This window comes from Catenulispora subtropica (genome assembly GCF_039531675.1).
Taxonomy (GTDB): domain Bacteria; phylum Actinomycetota; class Actinomycetes; order Streptomycetales; family Catenulisporaceae; genus Catenulispora; species Catenulispora subtropica.
Map to the genome: position 1 here is coordinate 78,947 of NZ_BAAAQM010000015.1, position 21,042 is coordinate 99,988.

21 protein-coding genes are annotated in these 21,042 nt (G+C 72.1%); 10 read left to right on the top strand and 11 right to left on the bottom strand.

All coding sequences use genetic code 11. From position 1 onward, the window contains the following. A partial coding sequence (locus ABD466_RS15220) for a serine/threonine-protein kinase (RefSeq protein WP_344657685.1) occupies positions 1 to 1,176 on the bottom strand: 1,176 nt, incomplete at its 3' end. A 94-nt stretch (positions 1,177 to 1,270) separates the two neighbouring features. Further along, the gene (locus ABD466_RS15225) at positions 1,271 to 1,696 is read right to left on the bottom strand and encodes a DUF5990 family protein (protein ID WP_344657686.1); all 426 of its coding nucleotides are present in this window, start codon (positions 1,694 to 1,696) and stop codon (positions 1,271 to 1,273) included. A 99-nt stretch (positions 1,697 to 1,795) separates the two neighbouring features. Between ABD466_RS15225 and ABD466_RS15230 the strand changes: the two genes are divergently transcribed. Next, complete coding sequence (locus tag ABD466_RS15230; RefSeq protein ID WP_344657687.1) at positions 1,796 to 2,248, top strand: bpX5 domain-containing protein; 453 nt, start codon at positions 1,796 to 1,798, stop codon at positions 2,246 to 2,248. Positions 2,249 to 2,252: 4 nt separating this feature from the next. On the opposite strand, the gene thrS is transcribed toward ABD466_RS15230, so the two are convergent. The 3 genes from thrS to ABD466_RS15245 form a co-directional block, all read right to left on the bottom strand. Beyond that, positions 2,253 to 3,503, bottom strand: coding sequence for a threonine--tRNA ligase (gene thrS, locus ABD466_RS15235; RefSeq protein ID WP_344657688.1), 1,251 nt, complete (start codon positions 3,501 to 3,503; stop codon positions 2,253 to 2,255). 152 nt (positions 3,504 to 3,655) lie between these two features. Next, entirely contained in the window at positions 3,656 to 5,302 is a 1,647-nt protein-coding gene (locus tag ABD466_RS15240; protein WP_344657689.1) for an ABC transporter permease, read from the bottom strand. A gap of 74 nt (positions 5,303 to 5,376) precedes the next feature. Then, entirely contained in the window at positions 5,377 to 6,273 is an 897-nt protein-coding gene (locus ABD466_RS15245; protein WP_344657690.1) for an ABC transporter ATP-binding protein, read from the bottom strand. A gap of 75 nt (positions 6,274 to 6,348) precedes the next feature. Here ABD466_RS15245 and ABD466_RS15250 point away from each other — a divergent pair, with 75 nt between their 5' ends. After that, positions 6,349 to 6,939: a GbsR/MarR family transcriptional regulator gene (locus tag ABD466_RS15250; RefSeq protein WP_344657691.1), complete on the top strand. Its 591-nt coding sequence runs from the start codon at positions 6,349 to 6,351 to the stop codon at positions 6,937 to 6,939. Positions 6,940 to 6,974: 35 nt separating this feature from the next. Continuing rightward, entirely contained in the window at positions 6,975 to 7,613 is a 639-nt protein-coding gene (locus ABD466_RS15255) for a LysE family translocator (RefSeq protein WP_344657692.1), read from the top strand. Between the two features lie 143 nt (positions 7,614 to 7,756). On the opposite strand, the gene ABD466_RS15260 is transcribed toward ABD466_RS15255, so the two are convergent. Continuing rightward, positions 7,757 to 8,431 (bottom strand): response regulator transcription factor, encoded by a 675-nt coding sequence (locus tag ABD466_RS15260; protein WP_344657693.1) that lies wholly within the window; start codon positions 8,429 to 8,431, stop codon positions 7,757 to 7,759. Between the two features lie 257 nt (positions 8,432 to 8,688). Here ABD466_RS15260 and ABD466_RS15265 point away from each other — a divergent pair, with 257 nt between their 5' ends. From ABD466_RS15265 to ABD466_RS15280, 4 genes are read left to right on the top strand one after another with little or no spacing between them, the layout of a single operon-like run. After that, on the top strand, positions 8,689 to 10,059 hold the full coding sequence (locus ABD466_RS15265) for an FAD-binding oxidoreductase (protein WP_344657694.1): 1,371 nt from the start codon (positions 8,689 to 8,691) through the stop codon (positions 10,057 to 10,059). Positions 10,060 to 10,078: 19 nt separating this feature from the next. Continuing rightward, positions 10,079 to 10,582 carry a hypothetical protein gene (locus ABD466_RS15270; protein WP_344657695.1) on the top strand — a complete coding sequence of 168 codons (504 nt, stop codon included), beginning with the start codon at positions 10,079 to 10,081 and terminating at the stop codon, positions 10,580 to 10,582. A 42-nt stretch (positions 10,583 to 10,624) separates the two neighbouring features. Then, positions 10,625 to 11,011 (top strand): BlaI/MecI/CopY family transcriptional regulator, encoded by a 387-nt coding sequence (locus tag ABD466_RS15275; protein WP_344657760.1) that lies wholly within the window; start codon positions 10,625 to 10,627, stop codon positions 11,009 to 11,011. Beyond that, entirely contained in the window at positions 11,008 to 12,093 is a 1,086-nt protein-coding gene (locus ABD466_RS15280; RefSeq protein ID WP_344657696.1) for a M56 family metallopeptidase, read from the top strand. The genes ABD466_RS15275 and ABD466_RS15280 overlap by 4 nt, the downstream gene beginning before the upstream one ends. 109 nt (positions 12,094 to 12,202) lie before the next feature. On the opposite strand, the gene ABD466_RS15285 is transcribed toward ABD466_RS15280, so the two are convergent. The 3 genes from ABD466_RS15285 to ABD466_RS15295 form a co-directional block, all read right to left on the bottom strand. Next, positions 12,203 to 13,093: a sigma-70 family RNA polymerase sigma factor gene (locus ABD466_RS15285; protein WP_344657697.1), complete on the bottom strand. Its 891-nt coding sequence runs from the start codon at positions 13,091 to 13,093 to the stop codon at positions 12,203 to 12,205. Next, positions 12,999 to 14,471, bottom strand: coding sequence for an MFS transporter (locus tag ABD466_RS15290; RefSeq protein WP_344657698.1), 1,473 nt, complete (start codon positions 14,469 to 14,471; stop codon positions 12,999 to 13,001). Before ABD466_RS15290 ends, ABD466_RS15285 begins: the two co-directional genes overlap by 95 nt. 68 nt (positions 14,472 to 14,539) lie before the next feature. After that, entirely contained in the window at positions 14,540 to 16,480 is a 1,941-nt protein-coding gene (locus ABD466_RS15295) for an ABC1 kinase family protein (protein WP_344657699.1), read from the bottom strand. A 34-nt stretch (positions 16,481 to 16,514) separates the two neighbouring features. On the opposite strand from ABD466_RS15295, the gene ABD466_RS15300 reads away from it, so the two are divergent. Continuing rightward, entirely contained in the window at positions 16,515 to 16,919 is a 405-nt protein-coding gene (locus ABD466_RS15300; RefSeq protein WP_344657700.1) for a VOC family protein, read from the top strand. A 139-nt stretch (positions 16,920 to 17,058) separates the two neighbouring features. Here ABD466_RS15300 and ABD466_RS15305 read toward each other — a convergent pair whose 3' ends face one another. Both ABD466_RS15305 and ABD466_RS15310 read right to left on the bottom strand, forming a co-directional pair. Further along, positions 17,059 to 17,649 (bottom strand): MscL family protein, encoded by a 591-nt coding sequence (locus tag ABD466_RS15305; RefSeq protein WP_344657701.1) that lies wholly within the window; start codon positions 17,647 to 17,649, stop codon positions 17,059 to 17,061. Between the two features lie 94 nt (positions 17,650 to 17,743). After that, positions 17,744 to 18,853 (bottom strand): TerC family protein, encoded by a 1,110-nt coding sequence (locus ABD466_RS15310; protein WP_344657702.1) that lies wholly within the window; start codon positions 18,851 to 18,853, stop codon positions 17,744 to 17,746. Positions 18,854 to 19,124: 271 nt separating this feature from the next. On the opposite strand from ABD466_RS15310, the gene ABD466_RS15315 reads away from it, so the two are divergent. After that, positions 19,125 to 19,898 carry a sugar isomerase domain-containing protein gene (locus ABD466_RS15315; RefSeq protein WP_344657703.1) on the top strand — a complete coding sequence of 258 codons (774 nt, stop codon included), beginning with the start codon at positions 19,125 to 19,127 and terminating at the stop codon, positions 19,896 to 19,898. Between the two features lie 168 nt (positions 19,899 to 20,066). Continuing rightward, a complete protein-coding gene (locus tag ABD466_RS15320) occupies positions 20,067 to 20,993 on the top strand; it encodes a proteasome assembly chaperone family protein (protein ID WP_344657704.1) in 927 nt (308 codons plus the stop codon). The last annotated feature ends 49 nt before the right edge of the window (positions 20,994 to 21,042 follow it).

Here is a 21,042-nt window from a genome sequence, read left to right on the forward strand (position 1 = left end):
ATCGTGCGAAGCGGCCTGCAACGGACCGGCGGACCCGAAGCCAGGACCTTGCGGCGCGGTCGGCGGCGGACCCGCCGGGGCGGAGCCGGGACCATGCGCAGCGTCCGGCGAATACCTCGGACCCGATGTACCTCGGCCATCGAGTCCCTCGGACCCGCCCTGCGCTCCCGCCCCTTGCACCGTGACCTCCTCAGGTCCCGAATCCTCCACCGTCCCATGCGGCCCGACTCCGGCCGCCTCGACCCCCGGCGCCCCCGCGAAAGCCGGGCCCGCGCCCTCGGCCTGCGCCTTGTGCGTCGGGTCGGCGCTGGTCAGGGGTAGCATCGTGAGCGACGTCGTCGACAGCCGCACCCCGGCGCCGACCAGCAGCCGCAGTTCCGCGGCCATCGCCGCCGCGGACTCGGGGCGTTCGGCCGGGTTCTTCGCCAGGGTGCGCATCACGATCTCGGCCAGGTCCGGCAACTCCGGGCAGTCCAGAGGTGGCGGTGGGGTGTTCACGATGCGGAACATCAGCGCCGACAGTTGGGCGCCGCCGTCGTCGCCGGCGAACGGTGGCCAGCCGGTGAGCAGCTGGTACAGCGTCGAGCCCAGGGAGTAGACGTCCGACAGTGCGGTCGCGTCCGCTCCGGCGAGCACCTCGGGTGCCGCGTGGTGTGGGGTGAAGGCGCGGAACATGGTCACCAGCGTCGCCGAGTCCGGGACCACCGCCACGCCGAAGTCGGCGAGTGCCGGTTCGCCGAAGCGGGAGACCAGGATGTTGTTCGGCTTCACGTCGCGGTGCACCATGCCCAGCTCGTGGGCGTCGGCCAGGGCGGCGGCGATCTTGGCGCCGATGACCGCGGCCTCCGGGGCCGGGAAGGGGCCGGAGGCGGTCAGCCGGTCCTGCAGCGAGCCACGCTCGAACAGGTCCATGGCCAGGTAGGGCTTGCCGCTGTCGGTGGTGCCGGCGTCCAGCGCGGTCACCACGTTCGGGTGGCCGGTCAGCCGGCCGGTGAGCCGGGCCTCGCGCAGGAAGCGGCGCCGGGCCGACTCGTCGAAGTCGCCGCGCAGCACCTTGACCGCCACGTCCCGGTCGAAGGCCCGCTGCCGGGCCCGGTAGACGATGCCGGAGCCGCCCATCCCGATGCACGTCAGGTCGCTGTACCCGGGTATCGACTCGATCGGCTCGTCCGTCACACCGTTCTCCAACCCACCGCCCGCCAGAACTTCCCCGGGAGTCTAGTACTCCGGTTGGTAACAGCCGAGGTGAAGGTTCGGTGATGGCCGGGGGTCAGCCCGCGGACCACTCCACCTCCGGCGGCAGCAGGCGCGCGCTGACCGGCTGGCCCTCGGCGTCGGTCAAACGGACGCGGGCCCGCAGGACGCCGGCCTCGACACCGGCCGCGAGCACGTCCTCGGGGATGCCCGACAGCATCAGCTTGGAGCGGCGGAACATCTCGAAGCCGGAACCGTCCTCGCCGGTCCGGCCCCACGACAGGTACACGAAGCGGCCGCCGATACCGGTCTGGACGTGGCGGCCCCGCAGGGTGCGGAGTCCGTCCCCGGTCGTGAACGGCTCGACCGGCAGCTCCCAGGCGACCGCGCCGGCATCGCCGCGCTGCGGGTCGAGCAGCTCCTTCGGTTTGTCCTTCACCTGCACCGCGACCCGGATGCCGGGCATCCCGGGCAGGTCGTGTCCGTCGATGCGCAGCAGCATGCGCCCATGCTCACATGCCGGTCGGACATCTCCCCGTCACCCCGGAGGTGCGTATCCTTTTCCGGTGAACGATCCGAGGGCGGGGGCGGTGTCGAGCCGATGACCATCTCCGAGATACGACGGCCGCCCGGCGGCCGCCCCGACGACCACGCGGTCGAGTCCTGGCACCGGCGCGAACCCCCGCTCCCGGCGGTGGCGGTGCTGGGCGTCGGCGCGGTCGCGACGGCCCTGGCCGCCGCCACCCACCTGAGCCTGGCCGACGGCGCGGCCCTGCGCACCGTCGCCGACCCCGAGTACCTGGTCGTGCTCGGCGACGAAGGGGCCCTCCCCTGGGTCGACGGCGCCCGCTACCTCGGCTGGGACGGTGCCGCCCTGACCCTCACCACGCACCGGGTGCTCCCCTCCGCCGACCTGTGGCGTGCGACGGCGCTCGCCGCGGAGGGGGCCGACCCGGCCTCGTTGGTGATCGTGCTGCCCGAACAGGTGCTGATCGCCGCGAACGCGATCATGGACGCGGATCCGGAGGCGTTGGCGGGACTGTTCGCGGCGTAACGCCTCACTCCCCCCACAGCTCCTTCCCCCGAGCCGCCACGCGCTCCGCGATCCGCTTCCCCGCCTCGGCCACTTCCATCGGCTCCACCTTGCGCCCGTCCCGCAGCCGGAGCGCGACCGCGCCGGCCGCCGCCTCCCGGCCGCCGATCACCGCCTGGTACGGCGCCAGCCGCACCTCCCGGATCCGCGCCCCGAGGGTCCCGCGCTCCGGATACACCACCTCGGCGCGCAGTCCGAGGCCGACGCAGAGCTCGTGGAACGCGCGCGCCGCCTCGACCTCGTCCTCGCCGATCGGCAGGACCGCCACCTGCACCGGCGCCAGCCACGCCGGGAACGCGCCGCCGTGCTGCTCGATCAGGTGCGCCACGACCCGCTCCAGGCTGCCCACGATGCTGCGGTGCACCATCACCGGCCGGTGCTTGCCGCCGTCCGCGCCGATGTACTCCAGGCCGAACTGCTCCGGCTGGTGGAAGTCGATCTGCACGGTCGACAAGGTGGCCTCGCGCCCGGCCGGGTCGGCGATCTGCACGTCGATCTTCGGCCCGTAGAACGCCGCCTCACCCTCGGCCTCCACGTAGTCGAGCCCGGACGCGTCCAGCACCTCCCGCAGCATCCGGGTGGCGCGCTCCCACATCTCCGGCTTGTCGATGTACTTCCCGCCCGGCCCGGGCAGCGACAGCCGGAACCGGGCCGCCTCGATCCCCAGCGCCTCGTACGCGTCCTGGATCAGGGCGAGCGCGGCCGACGCCTCGTCCGCCACCTGCTCCAGGGTGCAGAAGATGTGCGCGTCGTTCAGGGTGATGGCCCGCACCCGGGTCAGCCCGCCGAGCACTCCGGACAGCTCCGACCGGTACATCCCGCCGATCTCCGCCATCCGCAGCGGCAGCTCGCGGTAGCTGTGCGCGCGGGAGCGGTAGATCAGCGCGTGGTGCGGGCACAGGCTCGGCCTCATCACGACCTGTTCCGCGCCGAGGTCCATCGGCGGGAACATGTCGTCGCTGTAGTGGGACCAGTGCCCGGAGATCTCGTACAGCTCGCGTTTGCCGAGCACCGGCGAGTACACGTGCTGATATCCGGCGCGACTCTCAACCGACCGGATGTACTCCTCGATGGTGTGCCGCACCACCGCGCCGTCCGGCAGCCAGTAGGGAAGCCCGGCTCCCATCAGCGGATCGGTGTCGAACAGGCCGAGTTCGCGGCCGAGCTTGCGGTGATCGTGGGGGTTCTCGCGCAGGTTCCGCAGGTTCTCGCTCATGGGACCTCTCCATTCACCAGATCAGGTGGGGCGAGGGTCCCGGAGAACGACGAAGCCCCGGGGCACTCGCCCCGGGGCTTCGTTAACGCTTCAGGATTCAGCGCGCCGGGACGGAGTCCGGCGTCGTCGTCTGCATGGCGCGCTTCATATCTTCACGGTAGCAGATCCCGCCGTCGCACCCCGTCGAGCCCCAGCCCGGACAGGAGCGCGGCGACCGCGGTCATCCACACCAGCGGCGTCCAGTGGAACACCCCGCCGGGGATCTTCGGGATGTGCGTGAACGGCGTCAGGTCCAGCACCCACTGGGAGGCGTTGATCGCCGGTCCCAGATACGCGATGAACACCACCACCCCGAGCACCCCGTACGCGGCCGCCGTCCACTTCGGCAGCAGTCCGAACAGCGCCACCCCGACCGCTGCGACGATCCACAGCGCGGGCGTCGTGACCAGGCCGGCGCGCAGCATCCGCCCGACCCAGCCCCAGAAGTCCCCGAGCACGGCGCCCGCGCCGATCCCGACGCCGAGGCCGGCGCACGCCATCACCAGAAGGCTGCCCACCGCGGGGTAGATCAGGTGGCTGCCGGCCCAGGCGAGCCGTCCGGTGGACGCCGCGAGCACCGGCTCGGCGCGTCCCGAAGTCTCCTCGCTCCGCAGCCGCAGTACGGCCTGCACCGCGTAGAACGCCGCGGCCATCCCCAGGAAGCTGACAGACGTGGCCAGGTACGAGTCGGTCAGGCCCTGTACGCCGCCGTAGCGCGTGATGATGTCCTCGACCTGCTTGTTTTCCTGGAGAAGTTGGTCGATGCCCTTGGCGAGGGTGCCCATCACGACGCCGAACGCCAGCAGCCCCGCCATCCACCCGAACAGCGCCGGCTGCTGCAACCGCCGTCCCAGACCGATCACGCCGCCGAACACGCCGCGCAGTCCCGGCCCGGCGGCCGGCGGGCCCGGCCGCTGCGGCAGCAGCCCGCTCCCGAGGTCCCGTGCGCTCTGCAGCCGGTAGCCGACGGCGGCCGCGACCGCCCCGGCGGCCAGCGGCAGCACGACGACCCACCACCGGTTCCCGGCCCACGGGTGCACCCGCTCGATCCATCCGAACGGCGACAGCCACGCCACCCACCCGGCGCCGCCGCTGCTCCCGGCCGCGTCGCCGACCGTGCGCAGCAGGTACGCCACGCCGAGGATCAGGGCACCGATCCCGTTGGCGCCCCGGCCCGTCTCGGTGAGCTGCACGGCCACCGCCTGCGCCCCGGCGATGGCGACACCGACGGAGAACAGGCACCCCCCGAACGCCAGCGCTCCGGCCCAGCCCTGCCCGAGCACGATCATCACCACGGCGGCCAGCAGCCCGATCGCGAAGCAGGCGGTGCAGGCGATGGTGAGGGCCGCGGTCAGCGGCGCGTTGCGGCCGACCGCCCCGGAGCCCAGCAGCTCCAGCCGCCCGGACTCCTCCTCGGCGCGGGTGTGCCGGGTGACCAGGAGCATGACCATGATCCCGATCAGCAGCCCGCCGAAGCCCAGCACGCGCCACGCGGTGAGCGCGCCGAGGCTGTGCGTGTCGTAGAGCGGCCCGTAGAGCGCTCGCAGCGACGGGTTGGAGGCGATGCTCGTGGCGAGCTGGTCGCGGTCGGCCTGGGCCGGGTAGAGCTTCTTCAGCGAGTACGCGGTGCTGCCCACGGTCGCCAGCAGCGCGTAGATCCAGATCGGCAGCATGACGCGGTCGCGGCGGGCCGCCAGCTTCATCAAGGTCCTGAGGCCGTCGTCGGAGCCGGCGCGACCGGACCCCTTCCGCCCGGTCATCACCTTCGGGGCCTGCGATTGTGCGCCCGTCGCCGTTTTCAGCTCCGGGTCGGAGGACCCTGTTCCGAAACCCTTCACCGCTCCGCGCCTTCAGGCTCGTAGTGCCGCAGGAACAGCTCCTCCAGCGTCGGCGGCCGGCTCACCAGCGTCCGCACCCCGATCGCGGTCAGGGCCTTGAGCAGCCCGTCCAGGTGGTCGGTGTCGACCTGGCAGTGGATCTTCGTGCCGTCCGCCTTCAGGTCGTGGACGCCGGGCAGGGCCTCGATCCTCGGTGCCGGCCCGCTCAGCTCGGCCTCGACCGTGGTCCGCGTCAGGTGCCGCAGCTCGGAGAGCGTGCCGGTCTCCACGGTCTTGCCGGCCCGGATGATGTCGACGCGGTCGCACAGCGCCTCGACCTCGGACAGGATGTGGCTGGAGAGCAGGATGGTGCGGCCGCGCTCACGCTCCTCGGCCACGCACTGCCGGAACACGTCCTCCATCAGCGGGTCCAGCCCGGAGGTCGGCTCGTCGAAGACGAGCAGCTCGACGTCCGAGGCCAGGGCGGCGATCAGGGCCACCTTCTGCCGGTTGCCCTTGGAGTACTGGCCGCCCTTCTTGGTCGGGTCCAGCTCGAAGCGCTCCAACAGGTCGGCGCGCCGTGCTGCGTTCACGCCGCCGTGCAGGCCGCCCAGCAGGTCGATGACCTCGCCGCCGGAGAGGTTGCGCCACAGCGTGACGTCGCCGGGGACGTACGCGAGCCGCTTGTGCAGCGCCACCCGGTCCCGCCAGGGATCGCCGCCGAGCAGCGTCGCGGTGCCGGAGTCGGCGCGGATCAGGCCCAGCAGCACCCGGATGGTCGTCGACTTCCCGGCGCCGTTGGGGCCCAGGAAGCCCAGGACTTCGCCCTCCTCGACGGTCAGGTCCAGGCCGTCGAGCGCGCGGGTCCGGCCGAACGTCTTCACCAGACCGGACGCGCTGATCGCTGTCGTCATGCCGGCCAGCGTACTCCGACTTTCAGAATTTTGTGAATGTTATGAAAACGCGAGCGGTCCGACTACATTGGGTCCATGAGCAAGGACGCACCCCCCAAGCCGAACCGGGCCCAGCTGCTGGCGTACATAGAGCGCTTCGCCAGCGTGCTGACCGACAGCGGCATCCCGCGGATGCCGTCCCGGGTCTTCGCCGCCCTGCTCACCGAGGACGACGGCCGCCTCACCTCCCAGGAGCTCGCCGAGATGCTCGACATCTCCCCGGCCGCGGTCTCCGGCGCCATCCGCTACCTGTCCCAGGTCGGCCTGGTCACCCGCGAACGCGACCCGGGCTCGCGGCGCGACCGCTACCGCGTCCTGGACGAGGTGTGGCAGGAGGTGATCCTGCACCGCGACACCGTCCTGGCCCGCTGGGAGTCCAGCCTGGCCGAGGGCGTCTCCGTCGTCGGCCCGGAGACCCCGGCCGGACGCCGGCTGGCCGAGTCGGTCGTGATGTTCCAGTTCCTCCGCAGCGAACTCCCCGGGATGCTGAAGCGCTGGTACGAGCAGCGGGCCGAGCTCCGGGCCGCTGTGGCGCACGACAGCGCGGCGGCCCACGACGGCTCCGTGGCGCGCGCCCTGGCCGCCCGGCCGGACCGTCCCGAGGAACGAGACGGAGCGCAGCTGTAAGCCGTTCGCGGGCCCGGCGTGTCAGGATCATGAGCATGCCGATCGACGTGCACCTGCTGATGCTGTACGTGCTCACCACCGCCGTGGCGGCCTTGGCCCCCGGGCCCGACATGCTGTTCGTCCTGGGCGTCGGCATGCGCAACGGCCCCCGCGCCGGCCTGCTCGCCACCACCGGCATCGCCACCAGCGAGGTGGTCCACGTGGCGGTCGCGGCCGCCGGCCTGTCCGCGTTCTTCGCCGCGGTCCCGGTGGCGTTCACGACCTTCCGCATCGTCGGCGGCGCCTACCTGGTGTACCTCGGCGTCCAGGCCATCCGGCACCGCGGCGCCGAGGACGGCTCCCTCACGGCGGGCGGCACGGCCGAGCCCGTCTCGGGCAGGCAGGCGTATCTCCGGGGCCTGCTGACCAACCTGCTGAACCCGAAGATGGTGACCTTCAGCGTCGCCTTCCTCCCGCAGTTCGTGAACCCGAAGCTCGGCTGGCTCCCGGTCCAGTTCGCCGTCCTCGGCGCGATCCTCATCGCCTTCGAGTTCCTGGTCGACGGCACCGTCGGCGTCCTGGCCGGCCGCATCGGCGGCTGGCTGTCCCGCCGCCGCGCCGCCCGCAAGCGGATCGACGTGGCGACCGGCGGGCTGTTCATCGGGCTCGGGGTGCGGCTGGCCGTCGAGCGCTAGCCTCGACGGCATGGACGACCCCGAACTGCGGGCCGCGCTGGAGCAGCCGTTCGATGCGCGCGACCGCGCCATCGAACGCTGCGGGCCCGGTCAGGCAGCTGATCCGCTGCGGCGCCGGTCAGGCACCTGATGTAAGCGGGCGCTCACACCCGCACGCTCCGCGGCAGCTCCGCGTCCGCCACGTACCCGATCCCGCGCACCGTCCGGATCAGGTCCGGCACTCCGAGCTTCGCCCGCAGCGTGGCTATGTGCACCTCCAGCGTGCGGTTCGCCGACTTCTCGGTCGTGTGCCACACCTTCCGCAGGATCAGCTCCCGGCACAGCACCGATCCCGGCGTGCTGGCCAGCAGGTGGAGCAGGTCGAACTCCTTGCGGGTGAGCACCACCGGCTGGCCGTGGACGTTCACCCGCCGCTCGTCCGCGTCCACGACGACCGGTCCCACGCCCAGATGCTCCGGACGGTCGGCCGGCGCCCGCACCGCGGCCCGGATCCGGGTCGTCAGCTCGGTCAGGCCGTACGGTTTGACCACGAAGTCGTCCACGCCCAGCCGCCGGCCCTCGATCCACAGCCCGCGGTCGGCGCGCGCGGTGATCGCCACCAGCGCGGCGTCGGTGCGCCGGCGGATGCGCTCGCACAGCGCCAGCGACTCCTCGTCGAGCAGCCCGAGGTCGATGAGCACCGCGTGCGGCGAGAACGCCGCCATGCCCGGCAGGTCGTCGGCCCGCAACCGGCGCACCGCGAACCCGTCGAGCCGCAGTGCGTTGTCCAAAGCCGGCTGCGGCCGGTCATCCCTGCGACCGGCCACCACAAGCCTCATCGCTTGTCACCTCACAGCGCTCACGCGCACCCGCTACGAAAAAAACCCGGCTATTCGTAAGTCAGGTTAACCAGGGTCCTGTCATTGTCCTCACCCACAGTGCCCGAAGGCAATACCGCGCGTGCAGGAAATCTCAAATAGTCCTCAAACCCGCGACCCCCGCGCCAAGGCGCCACCTGCCTGTTCATCGGGCGTCAAGAGGGCGCTGATCTGCGGGCTCGAAGATCCGGGAGGTACTTGAGATCCCAGGAGGAAGCATGACCGCCACCGAGTCGCCCGCCGGCCTGACCGGCCGCACCCTGTTCCCGGGCCAGCCCGGGTTCGAGGAGGAGAAGGCGACGTTCAACCTCTGCGTCGAGCACACGCCCTCGGTCATCGTGCGCGCGCAGAACCAGCTCGACGTCCAGGCCGCGGTCCGGTACGCGGCCGGCGCCGGGCGTCCGGTCGCCGTGCAGGCCACCGGCCACGGCATCGGCGCGGCCGCCGACGGCGCGGTGCTGATCAGCACCCGGGCGATGCGCGGCGTGCGCGTCTACCCCGACGCGCTGGTGGCCCGGTTCGAGGCCGGGGCCCTGTGGTCGGACGTCGTGGCGGCGACCGCCGAGCACGGTCTGGCCCCGCTGGTCGGCAGCACGCCGAACGTCAGCGCGGTCGGTTACCACACCGGCGGCGGACTGCCGGTGCTCGGCCGCGCGCACGGCTGCGCCGCCGACCACGTGCGCGGCTTCGACCTGGTCACCGCGGACGGCCGGCTGCGGCACGTGTATCCGGACACCGAGCCGGAGCTGTTCTGGGCGGTGCGGGGCGGGAAGAGCAACTTCGGAGTGGTGGTCTCGATGGAGATCGACCTGTTTCCGATCAAGACGGTGTACGGCGGGCGGCTCACGTACCTCGGAGCGGACTCCGACCGGGTGTTCGAGGCCTGGCGCGACTGGACGGCCACGGCGCCGGAGGCGATGGCCACGGCGGTGATGTGGATCCGGTTCCCGGACCTGCCGCAGCTGCCGGAGCCGATCCGCGGGCAGTACCTGTTCTTCGTCACGGTCGGCTTCGCCGGCGACGCGGAGGAGGGAGCGCGGCTCATCGCGCCGCTGCGGGCCCTCGGCCCGATCCTCGACACGGTCACCGCGCTGCCGCACAGCCGGATCGGCGAGGTCTACGACGATCCGACCGACCCCGGTTTCTACGTCGAGGCCGGCGGTCTGCTCCGGACGCTCGACGACGAGGCGCTCAAGCGGATCCTCGCCGCGGTCGGGCCGGACGCCGAGCAGCCTCCCTTCGCCCTGAACATCCGGCTCCTCGGCGGCGCGCTGGCCCGCACCCCCGCGCGGCCCAGCGCCGTCAGCCACCGCGACGCCGAGCACATCGTGATGGTGTTCGGCCTGGCGCCGGACGCCTCCCTGGTGCCGCCGCTGACCACGCACGCCCGCGCGGTGCTGGCGTCGCTGGAGCCGGCCCTGACCGGCGGCGTGCTGCCGAACTGGCTCGGGACGGACACGACGGCGCCGGAAGAGGTGGCACGGGCGTACTCGGCGGCGGACTGGGAGCGGCTGCGGGCGGTGAAGCGGGCGGTCGATCCGGGGAACATGTTCCGGATCAACCACAACATCCCGCCACTGGAGGGGTGAGAGGGGTGAGGTCGTACTAATGCGCCGCGCGGGTGACTCCCGCGGCGGCGCGCAGTGCTTCGGCTCCGTTCGGCGTGGTTCGGCGGCCGGCGTCGGCGATCGTGGCGGCATGCTCGTCGACGCGTCGTATCTCGCGTGGGTCCGGCCCGCGCGCCGGGTCCACTACGCCCTGTCCGTGGGGATGACGCTGACCGGCGTCATCCTCGCCACGTTCGGGATCATCGGGAGCCGGAGCGCGGCGCCGGTCGCGCCGGTGGTGGACCGGGTGGACCGGAGCGCCGACACGTCGGTGGCGGGGAACGTGGCCGGGAGCGTGGTGGTGCCGGCACCGCCGACGGCCGCACCGGCGCCGCCGGCCATCGTGCCGGCCCCGGCACCCCCGCCCGCGGTCACCCCGGCTCCCCCGGCCACGACCGACGCGAAGGCGCACGCGAAGCCGAACCCGAAGCCGAAACCCCGGCCTCGACCGGTGCCGGCACCGCCCGCCGAGTCGGCGGTCGCCCCGGTTTCCCCAAACCATTGATTCCCGGAGCGACCAGCCTGGATTAGGCTTGCGCGCGTGGCGATGCGACAACTGGGAGACCTCGAAGCCGCTGTCATGGACCGCATATGGCGGCGCAACCGCCCGGTGCTGGTCCGGGACATCCTCGACGACCTGAACACCGACCGCGCCCTCGCCTACACCACCGTCATGACGGTGATGGACAAGCTGCACCGCAAGGGCTGGCTGCGTCGGCAACCGCAGGGGCGGGCGTACATCTACGAGGCCGTCGCCTCGCGTGAGTCGTACACGGCGCGGCTGATGCGGGACGCCTGGGCGACCAGCGACAACCAGGCGGTCGCGTTCGTGCACTTCCTGGAGCAGCTCTCGGACGAGGAGGCGCGGGCCCTGCGCGCGGCTCTGGAGATCTTCCCGCCGGAGCCCGAGCCCCCGGCGGAAAGCCCGCAGTGATAGCGGCCCTGATCCTCGGCACGTACGCGGTGGCCGTGGCCCTGGTGGCGCCCGTGTTGCTGGACCGCTTCTGGCCCGCCGACCGCACACCGCGGCTGACCGTGGCATTGCTGCAGATCCTGAGCTGCTCCTTCCTGGCCGCGTCCGTCGGCGCCGGGCTGGCCCTGGCACTGACCCTGGTCGAGGGCCTGTCCGAGCTGAGCCCCGCCCTGGACCGCTGCGCCGACGCGCTGCCGCTCGGCGAACACAGCTCGGTGGCGACCTGGCTCGGCCACGTCGGCCTGGTCGGCGCCGGAGCCCTGGTGCTGCGGATCCTGTACTGCGTGCTCATGACGTTCGGCCGCGCGCGGTTCCGCCGACGGGCGCACCTCAAGGTCCTGCGCATGCTGGCCACCCGCGACGAACACCTGGGCGTCCTGGTCCTGGACCACCCCGCCCCGGCCTGCTACTGCCTGCCCGGCGACATCGTGATCACCACCGGCGCCCTCTCCCGCCTCAGCGCCCCCCAGCTCGAAGCGGTCCTCCTCCACGAACGCGCCCACGTCTCCGGCCATCACCACCTGGTCATCGCCATGGCCTCGGCCATCGGCCGCACCGTCCCCCACGTCCGCCTCCTGACCTACGCCGAACGCGAAACCCGCCGCCTCGTCGAACTGATCGCCGACGACGCCGCCGTGGCCCACACCGGAGCTCCGACCGTGGCCGCCGCCCTGGCCGTGATCGGCACCAGCCACAGCCCGGAGCTGGACCCGACGCCGGCCCCCGCGCTGCCCCCCGCCCTGACATCCCCCGGCGGCCCGGCACCCGACAGCGCCCTCGGCATGGACTCGTCACCGACCCTGCGCCGCATACGCCGCCTGCTCCGCCTGGACCAGACCCTCACCGGCCGAGCACGGGCCCTGAGCCTCACGGTCGCCGTGTTCGCGATCGCACTGCCGATCACCCTGCTCGGCGTCTCGGGCGCGTCGCTGATCAGCCACTGTCCGCCCGACACCGACGAACACGACGCCCGGCACCCGGGCCAGGCGGTCACGACGGTTGTGGACGCGGAGCCGGGAACGGCGCAGGCTTCGGGGCGGTAGGCGGCGGCGCGTGGCGGGCTGCGGTCCGCGACCCGGCGGCACTGCCTTTGCGCGGATGCGCGGCTCTGCACGGGAGCGCGGCCCTGGTGCGGGAGCGCGGCCCACCCACCTACCGCGCCGCCATGACCTCCACATCCATCGCCGCCAGCAACCCCGCGTCCGCCAACATCTCGATCGCCACGATCCGCCCCCCGACCACCGTGAAGTCGAACACGACCTTCGTCCGACCGCCCGGCGCCCACCTGAGCCCGGCCGCGCCGTCGATCCACGCCAGCTCCGCCGCCTGGGCGCGTCCGGAGAACTGCTCCGCGACGTCGCCGGCGCCCCGGACCTCGGGCATCGCGCCGTAGCCGGAGGCCGTCAGATCCGCGCGCAGCACCACGTCGGGGTCCAGCAGACGCAGCAGGCCGGCGAAGTCGCCTTCCCGGGACGCCGCCAGGAACGCGCTGACCACCTCGCGCTGGCGGCCGCGGCCGGCGTCGGTCTCGTCGCCCTGACCCCGGACCCGGCGGCGGGCGCGGCTGGCCAGTTGGCGGACCGCGGCGGTGTTCTTGCCGACGATCGGGGCGATCTCCTCGAAGGGGACCGCGAACAGGTCGTGCAGGACGAAGGCCAGGCGTTCGGCCGGGCTCAGCGCGTCCATCACCACCAGCAGCGCCATGCCGAGGGAGTCCGACAGCTCGGCCGCCAGCTCCGGGTCGGTGTGGGCGTCGCGCTCGGCGTGCTCCGCCGCCTCGGCGCCGGCCGGGCCTTCCAGGCCTTCCTCGCCGTGGTTGCGGCGGGCGCGGAGGACGTCCAGGCACACGCGGCCGGTGACGGTGGTCAGCCAGCCGGCCAGGTTTTCCACCTCGGCGACGTCCGAGCGGCACAGGCGCAGGTAGGCCTCCTGCACCGCGTCATCCGCCTCAGCCAGTGAGCCCAGCATCCGGTACGCCACCGCAGTCAGGTGCGGGCGCTGGGTCTGGAAGAACTCCGCGAGCCGCTCGGCGTCGTCGGTCATGGCTCACCATCCTGCTACGGATCCCGGTACGGTCACCGCTCTGACGTCCGCCGTCGCCGGAATGTGACAGCCCGGGCCGTGACGGCGCGGGGTGTGACCACCCGGCCCGAGCCGGTGCCGCGTGGGACAGCGGCCCGCGCAACAGCACTCCCGCCACCACCGCCGCGACCGCGCTCAGGCCGGCCGTCGCCGCGAAGCCCCAGCGGCTGTCGGTGTGGTCGACCAGCACCGAGACCCCGAGCATCACCACCACCGTGGCCGCCAGCCCGCCGCCGTTGGCCAGCCCGAACGCCCGCCCCACGTGCGCCTCGTCGACGCTGGTCATCACCAGGGACCGTGACGCGATCCGCGCGGTGCCGAACGTGAACGCCCCGACCCCCACTCCCAGGGCCAGCACCACCGGACCGAACAGCGGCTGCAGCACCAGCGCCACGTTGCACGCCAGGAACCCGAACACCGCGATCGGCAGGTCCCCGAACCGCCGCCCGGCCACCTTGTAGAACGCGGTCGCCGCCAGGAACCCCAGGCTCCCGGCCGCGTCCGCGATGCCGAACACCCCCGCCCCGCGCCCCCACTCCCCCATGACCAGCTTCGGCAGCAGGGCGTTGAACACGGTCACCACCACGCTGCCCTGCGCGTAGAGCACGATCAGCCGGGCGAGCGGGATCCGGGAGGCAGCGTGCGGCGCAGGCGCGGGGTTCTCCGATTCGGGGTGAGAAACGGAGCTGGAAACGGGGCTGGAAACGGGGCTGGAAACGGGGCTGAGTACGGAGCCGGCACCGTCATCGCCGATCCCACCCGCCGGCCGGCGCCCCACCGCCGTCACCAGCCCCGCCGACGCCACGAACGTCCCGGCGTTGAACACCAACAACGGCACCGCGCCGAACCGCTGCACCAGCAGCCCCCCGACGGTCGCCGACAACAGCATCCCGGCCTGCGTGGCCATCTCGTAGTTCGCGTTGAACCGCCGCACCTGCCCGGGCCGCACCCGCTCCTTGATCAGGGCGTTGCTCACCGGGAAGAACAGCGCCGCCACCACCGCCAGCGCGAAGTTCGCCGTGTACACGCCCGGCCCCTTCGCCCCGCCGGACGCCAGCCACACCGGCAGCGCCAGTGCCAGCACCGCCGACGCCAGGTCGCAGGCGATCCACAGCCGCCGCCGGTCGTACCGGTCGGCCAGCCGCCCGAACACCGGCGAGAGCACCGCCTGCGGCACCGCGACCGCGATGAACAGCAGTCCGACCGCGAACATGGTCCGGTCGGAGCGGATCATCAGCAGCGCACCCGCGATGAGCTGCACGTTGTTGCCGAGAGCGGTGACGAAGGCGGCGGGGACGAGCAACCGCTCAGCCCGCCGCGTGGCCCGGAGGAGTTCCATACCGGACAGTGTCGCGGGACGTCACTGACATCTTCTGTCAGTGATCTGGAAACGGGAGCTGATAGCCCTCAAGACTCCGGCCGCCGGAACACCACCACCAGCACCCGCAGCGCCAGCACGCTCGCCACCGCCAAGAAGCTGTACCCGAGGAACTGGTACAGGCTCACCTGCGTCCCGACCATCGGCCCCTTGTCCCGCCCCACCATCAGCACACCCATCACCCCCGACGTCGCCGCGAGCACCGTGATCAGCGCCTGGTGCACGAGCCCCGTCACGACCTCCCGGTCCCGCCGGTCGGCGAACAGCCGCACGTTCACGCTCAGCTTCCCGCTCTCCAACGCCCCGACCACGCGGTCCACCCGCCGCGGCAGCCGCCGCAGCATCGGCAGCAGCGCCACCAGCTCGCTCGCGGCCTCCTTCTTCAGCGCCTCCGGCGTGGCCCGCTCCAGCACGTACCCGCCGGCCAGCCGCCGTGCCTCGGCGACGATGTCGAAGTCCCGGGCCAGCTCGGTCAGCGTGCCCTCCAAGGTGCCCAGCGCCCGGAACACCGCCGCGACCTCGGCCGGCACCGCCAGCCCGTGCGAGGTGACGATCCGGAACAGGTCGGTGAACATCGCGACGTCGAACCCCGACCCGCCGCGCAGATACCGCGCCGTGAACCGGCCCAGATCGCGTTCCAGCACGGCCTCGTCGACGTCCTCCGGCGCCGTCATCACCTCCAGCACCGCGTCGCACAGATACAGCGGGTCGCCGGAGTCGACGGCCCCCAGCAACCGCTGCATCGCCGCGCGCAGCGAGGAGTCCAGCCGGCCGACCGAGCCGAAGTCGAGCATCCCGAGCCGCCCGTCGGCCAGCAGCAGGATGTTGCCCGGATGCGGGTCGGCGTGGAAGACGCCGTCCACCATGACCTGCCGCAGCAGATAGTCCAGCAGCCGCTCGGCCAGTTCGCGTCGCGCGATCCCGCGCTCGGCGAGGTGCGGGACGGCCTGCCGCAGCGGCGTGCCGTCGAACCGCTCCATCACCAGCACCCGCTCCGAGGAGTACTCGCCATGGGCCCGCGGCACCGCCACGCCCTCGACCCGGGTCTCCGCCACGGCCGCCAGATTGCGGGCCTCGATCCGGAAGTCGAGCTCCTCCCGCAGTGCGCCCGCGAACCCCTCCGCCAGCGCCACCGTGCCGAGCGAACGGGCCCAGCCGGTGCGCTGTTCCAGCGTGCGGGCCAGCCGCCGGATGATGTCCAGGTCGCGCGAGACCTGCGTCGTGACTCCCGGCCGGCGCACCTTCACCACGACGTCCTCGCCCGTGACGAGCCGGGCCGCGTGCACCTGCGCGACCGACGCCGCGGCCATCGGCTCCCGGTCGAAGCGCGCGAAGACACTGTCGATGTCTCCGTACTCCGCGACCAGCACCGCCTCGATCTGGGGCCACGGCACGTAAGCGGCCTGATGCTGGAGCGCCGAGAGCTCCTCGATCACCTCCGCGGGCAGCAGATCGCGCCGGGTGGAGAGGATCTGGCCGAACTTGATGAACGTCAGCCCGCCCTCGTTCAGCGCCTCGCGCAGCGACCGGCCGACGTCGGCGTGCGGGCGGCGGCCGCGCAGGTACGGGCCCAGGCCGTGGCGGATCAGGATCATCGTGAACCGCCAGTAGCGCCGCGAGCGCGCGATCCGGCTCCGCAGCCCTCTGATCCACTCCAGGGGCGTCGGCAGGCTCCCGCTCGGCGCCAGCGCCTCGGCCACGACGAGGAACACCATCGACGGCAGCAGCATGATCAGCAGCGCCAGCACGAGCAGCGCGGGCTTGCCGGCGTCGCGCAGCGTGCCGTCGGGCTGCCTCGGGCCCAGCACGGCGAGCATGATCGGCGTCGAGGCGCCCCAGGCTATGCAGGCGGCTATCACCAGCCGGGTGAACGAGAAGTGGACCCCCAGCAGCCGCCGCATGATCGAGGCGAGGATCGCGACCGAGACGACCGTGGACAGGACGAACAGCGGCCCGAGTAACAAACTCATGACGCGACCCTAGTGTGATCGCTAACTTAAGGAGATGACTCCGACCTTCGCCGAGCTTCGCCTGCTCACCGACGATTTCGCCGCCAGTTTCGCGTTCTACACCGAAGTGCTCGGGCTGCGCCCGAAGGACGAGGACCTGGGCCGTGATCCTTCGACGGGGCCTTACGTCGGGTTCACCGTGGGCACGGCCGACGTCGCCCTGTTCGAGCGCTCGATCATGGAGGGGGCGATCGGAGCCCCGCACGCCGCACGGGGCAGCGAGGACCATCTGGTGCTGGTGCTGCGGGTTCCGGACGTCGACGCGGCCTACGCCGAAGCGGAGAAGCGGGGCGCGGCGACGGTGGCCGAGCCCCGGGACATGGCGGCGTGGAACCTGCGGGTGGCGCATCTGCGCGCGCCGGAGGGCACGTTGATCGAGCTCTGTCAGTACGAGGGCTGACAGACCCGGCCGGCGCGCCGCGCTCCGGGCCTGCCCTCCGGCCGCCGCGTCACGGCCGCCGCGTCACGCGTCACGGCCGCTGCGCTCGCCCGGCGCTCGTGGCCGCGCCGCTCAGCCCGCCGGCCTCAGGCCGGCACCCTCACTCCGCGCCGGCCGCCGCTCCAGCCGTCTTCACTTCGGTCAGCTTCACCTCGGCGGCCGCCGCCTCCCCCTCCCCGGCGGCGACGCCGGCCCCTTCGGCCGCCGGCCTCATCCGCGGCAGCGGCGTCTCCAGCTCGATCTCGCCGGGCAGCTGCTCGATGAGCACCGCGGAGTCCTCGTCGGAGATCGGGTCGACGTGCGAGGTGCAGAAGCTGCACCGCCGCGCGCGGGCCGGGATCTGCTGCAGGCAGTCCGGGCACGGCCGCTTCGAGCGGGCCAGGTCGTGGTGCGGGTTCAGTTCCTCGGCGATCTTGTTCACCGGCAGCACGATCAGGAAGTACAGCGTGGCGGCGGTCAGCACGAAGGAGATGGCGGCGTTCAGGAACTGCCCGTAGGGGAACGAGGTCTTGCCGAGGGCGAAGGTCTTCTTGGTGTAGTCGCCGATGCTGCCGGTGGCCCAGCCGATCAGCGGCGTCAGGAACGCACCGGTGAAGGCGGTGACCATGGTGGAGAACGCGGCCCCGATCACGACGCCGACCGCCAGGCCGATGACGTTGCCGCGGACCACGAACTTGAAGAACCCGTTCACGAACCCCCCTGGGTCGGTTTCAGGACGCTGACGAATGCGCGGCGGCAGCATGCCACATTTCGCCGGCGCCCGCGAAGGGGGCGCCCAGCCGGGGTCAGTCCTTCTTCCGGGCCGGGCTCACGGGCTCGGTGGCGGTCGCGCCGACCGCACCGGTGGTCTTGGTCGTCCCGGTCGTCCCGGTCGTGTCAGCCGTCTTGGTCGTCGCAGCCGTCCCCGCCGTCCCGGTCACCGCGGCCCCGTCGCCGCCCTTCGCCTGCCGCCGCGTGCTCCACAGGCTGGTGACCGTGGTGATCGCCAGCACCCCGATGATGACGCTCAGCGAGGCGGCGATGCCGATGGTCGGGATGGTGATCGGCCCGATGTGCTCGACGCCGGAGCTGTGCAGCGCCTCGAACAGCATCTTCAGCCCGATGAAGCCCAGGATCACCGACAGTCCGTACGACAGGTGCACCAGCCGGTCCATCAGCGCGCCGAGCAGGAAGTACAGCTGCCGCAGCCCGAGCAGCGCGAAGGCGTTGGCGGTGAAGACGATGTACGGCTCCTTGGTGAGCCCGAAGATCGCCGGGATCGAGTCCAGCGCGAACAGCAGGTCGGTGGAGCCGATGGCGACCATGACGATCAGCATCGGCGTGAAGCGGCGGCGCCCGCCGACGTGCGTGACCAGCCGGGCGCCGTCGTAGTCGTCGGTGGTCTTGACCGCCTTCTTGACCCGCTTGAGCAGGCGGTTCTCCTTGAAGTCGTCGTCGCCGCCGTGACCGGTGGCCAGGTTGACCGCGGTGTAGATCAGGAACGCGCCGAAGATGTAGAAGACCCAGCTGAACTTGCTGATGATCGCGCTGCCCGCGGCGATGAACCCGCCGCGCAGCACCAGCGCCATGATCACGCCCCAGAGCAGCACCTGGGACTGGTAGGCGCGCGGCACCTTGAACCGGGCCAGGATGATGACGAACACGAACAGGTTGTCGACGCTGAGGCTGTACTCGGTGATCCAGCCGGCGAAGAACTCGCTGCCGTAGCGGTGCCCGGTGACGTACCAGAGGCCGGCGCCGAAGACCACGGTCGCCAGGACGATCCCGCTCACCCAGATGGCGGCCTCACGGGTCCTGATCGGGTGCGGGTCGCGCATGCCGTGCCAGAGGTCGGCGGCGACGGCCAGCGCCAGTACGGCGATCGTCGCGATCCAGGCGGCAAGGCTGACGTGCATGGGCAGGACTCCTCCGGCGTTGTCAAGGCGCTCACAATCGCCGGAGGTCTCTTCCACCTGAAACCGCAGATCAGGCTGGGGGGCCGGGAGCCTGGTGCGGTTCCGTGATGACGACCCGTCCGATTGGGGAGTACTCCCCTCCGTTCCCGCCATGATCCCAGGACCGTCCCGGGTATGGCAAACCGCCATACGGATGAACCGTGGATCTGCTTTCATGGACGCGGATCACAAGTGGTCCAGACCACATCCTCACCGAGGGGAGACCCGCCGCATGGAGTCCCTGCCGCCCGAGCTGTCGCCGACCGGCTACCTGGCCGAGGTCCGCCGGGTCCTGGAGCACGTCGAGACCACCCAGCTGCCGGCGGTGGCGGCGGCCGGCGCCCTGATCGCCGACTCGATCGCCGCCGAGGGCGTGCTGCAGACCTTCGGCACCGGCCACTCCGAGGCGCTGGCCATGGAGCTGTCCGGACGGGCCGGCGGCTTCGTGCCGAGCAACAAGCTGGCGATGCGGGACCTGATCCTGTTCGGCGGGGAGCCGGTGGACTTCCTCGACGACCCGAAGATCGAGCGCCGCGAGGGCCTGGCCAAGCGCGTCTACGAGCTGGCGCCGGTGGAGCCGCGGGACGTGTTCGTCATCGCCTCCAACTCCGGCGGCAACGGCGTGATCGTCGACCTGGCCGAGCTGGTGACGGCGCTCGGGCACAAGCTGATCGCCATCACCTCCGTGCAGCACACCACGCGCATCACCTCCCGCCACTCCTCCGGCAAGCGGCTGATGGACTTCGCCGACGTGGTGCTGGACAACGGCGCGCCGTACGGGGACTCGGTGCTGCCGCTGCCCTCCCTGGGCGCGAACGTGTGCGGGATCTCCTCGGTCGGCAACACGATCCTGGCCCAGGCCATGGTGGCCGAGGCGGTGCGGCTGCTGGCCGGGCGCGGCGTGGAGCCGCCGGTGTACCTGTCGGCGAACATCGAGGGCGGGGACGTCCACAACGACGCGCTCGAGGCCCGCTACAGCGGCCGGATCCGCCGCGCCGCTTCCTGAGCAGGCCGTGCCGCCGGGACGCGCCGCCGAGTGAACCGGCGGCGCGTCCGATCCGTTATGCGTCACCGGTAACGGACCGTGGAATAGATCGACACCCGTTCGCCGCTGATGGTTACGCTGGACGTGAACCGCCGGACAGCCACGACGAGACGGATGAGGTGCTTCACAGTGGTCGCGCGCAAGGATCCGAAGGCTCTGTACGAGCTGGCGCCCGGCACCCCGGGACTCGCCGGCGTGGTCCTGTTGCACCAGCTGGAGGGGTTCATGGACGCCGGCGGGGCGGGCCGGCTGGCCGGCGAGCACCTGCTGGACCAGTTCGACCACCGCCTGGTCGCCTCCTTCGACGTGGACCGCCTGATCGACTACCGCAGCCGCCGTCCGGCCATGACCTTCGACAAGGACCACTACGAGCACTACGAGGACCCGGCCCTGGACCTCCACCTGCTCACCGACGGCGAGGGCAAGCGCTTCCTCCTCCTGGACGGCCTGGAACCCGACCGCGAGTGGGAACTCTTCGCCGCCGCCGTCCGCACCCTCATCGACCACTTCGACGTCCGCCTCACCGTCGGCATGCACGGCATCCCCATGGGCATCCCGCACACCCGCCCCCTGGGCATCACCGCCCACGCCACCAACCCCGACCTGGTCGACACCACCGACCAGCCGGTCCTCGACCGCCTCCAGGTCCCCAGCTCCGCCGCGAGCCTGCTGGAGTACCGCCTGGGCGAGTGGGGCTACGACGCCGCCGGCTTCGCGGTCCACGTGCCGCACTACCTGGCGTCGTCTCTGTATCCGCAGGCTGCGATCCGCCTCCTGCGCGCCGTGTCGGAGGCCACCGGCCTGGTCCTGCCGGACACCGAGCTGCGCGACGCCGCCCGCCGGGCCTCGGAGGACATCGAGCGCCAGGTGCAGGAGTCCTCGGAGGTCGAGGACGTGGTCCGCGCCCTGGAGCGGCAGTACGACGCGTTCAACGCGACCGAGGGCCGCAAGAACCTGCTGAGCGACACCGACGGTCGGATGCCGACCGCGGACGAGCTGGCGGCGGAGTTCGAGCGCTTCCTGGCGGACCAGGACGCCGATCCGCCGAACTCGTGAGGGCCCGGGCCCGCGCGAGGCCGTAAGGGTTCTGATTCAGGTGGCCTGA

Excerpts from the sequence above, each read along its gene's own strand:
- ABD466_RS15225 (WP_344657686.1), bottom strand. The coding sequence starts at position 1,696 with ATGCTGCTGCGCATCGACGGACACGACCTGCCCGGGATGCCCGGCATC.
- ABD466_RS15230 (WP_344657687.1), top strand. The coding sequence starts at position 1,796 with ATGACCATCTCCGAGATACGACGGCCGCCCGGCGGCCGCCCCGACGAC.
- thrS (WP_344657688.1), bottom strand. The coding sequence starts at position 3,503 with ATGAGCGAGAACCTGCGGAACCTGCGCGAGAACCCCCACGATCACCGC.
- ABD466_RS15240 (WP_344657689.1), bottom strand. The coding sequence starts at position 5,302 with ATGACCGGGCGGAAGGGGTCCGGTCGCGCCGGCTCCGACGACGGCCTC.
- ABD466_RS15245 (WP_344657690.1), bottom strand. The coding sequence starts at position 6,273 with ATGACGACAGCGATCAGCGCGTCCGGTCTGGTGAAGACGTTCGGCCGG.
- ABD466_RS15250 (WP_344657691.1), top strand. The coding sequence starts at position 6,349 with ATGAGCAAGGACGCACCCCCCAAGCCGAACCGGGCCCAGCTGCTGGCG.
- ABD466_RS15255 (WP_344657692.1), top strand. The coding sequence starts at position 6,975 with ATGCCGATCGACGTGCACCTGCTGATGCTGTACGTGCTCACCACCGCC.
- ABD466_RS15260 (WP_344657693.1), bottom strand. The coding sequence starts at position 8,431 with ATGAGGCTTGTGGTGGCCGGTCGCAGGGATGACCGGCCGCAGCCGGCT.
- ABD466_RS15265 (WP_344657694.1), top strand. The coding sequence starts at position 8,689 with ATGACCGCCACCGAGTCGCCCGCCGGCCTGACCGGCCGCACCCTGTTC.
- ABD466_RS15270 (WP_344657695.1), top strand. The coding sequence starts at position 10,079 with ATGCGCCGCGCGGGTGACTCCCGCGGCGGCGCGCAGTGCTTCGGCTCC.
- ABD466_RS15275 (WP_344657760.1), top strand. The coding sequence starts at position 10,625 with ATGCGACAACTGGGAGACCTCGAAGCCGCTGTCATGGACCGCATATGG.
- ABD466_RS15285 (WP_344657697.1), bottom strand. The coding sequence starts at position 13,093 with ATGACCGACGACGCCGAGCGGCTCGCGGAGTTCTTCCAGACCCAGCGC.
- ABD466_RS15290 (WP_344657698.1), bottom strand. The coding sequence starts at position 14,471 with ATGGAACTCCTCCGGGCCACGCGGCGGGCTGAGCGGTTGCTCGTCCCC.
- ABD466_RS15295 (WP_344657699.1), bottom strand. The coding sequence starts at position 16,480 with ATGAGTTTGTTACTCGGGCCGCTGTTCGTCCTGTCCACGGTCGTCTCG.
- ABD466_RS15300 (WP_344657700.1), top strand. The coding sequence starts at position 16,515 with ATGACTCCGACCTTCGCCGAGCTTCGCCTGCTCACCGACGATTTCGCC.
- ABD466_RS15310 (WP_344657702.1), bottom strand. The coding sequence starts at position 18,853 with ATGCACGTCAGCCTTGCCGCCTGGATCGCGACGATCGCCGTACTGGCG.
- ABD466_RS15315 (WP_344657703.1), top strand. The coding sequence starts at position 19,125 with ATGGAGTCCCTGCCGCCCGAGCTGTCGCCGACCGGCTACCTGGCCGAG.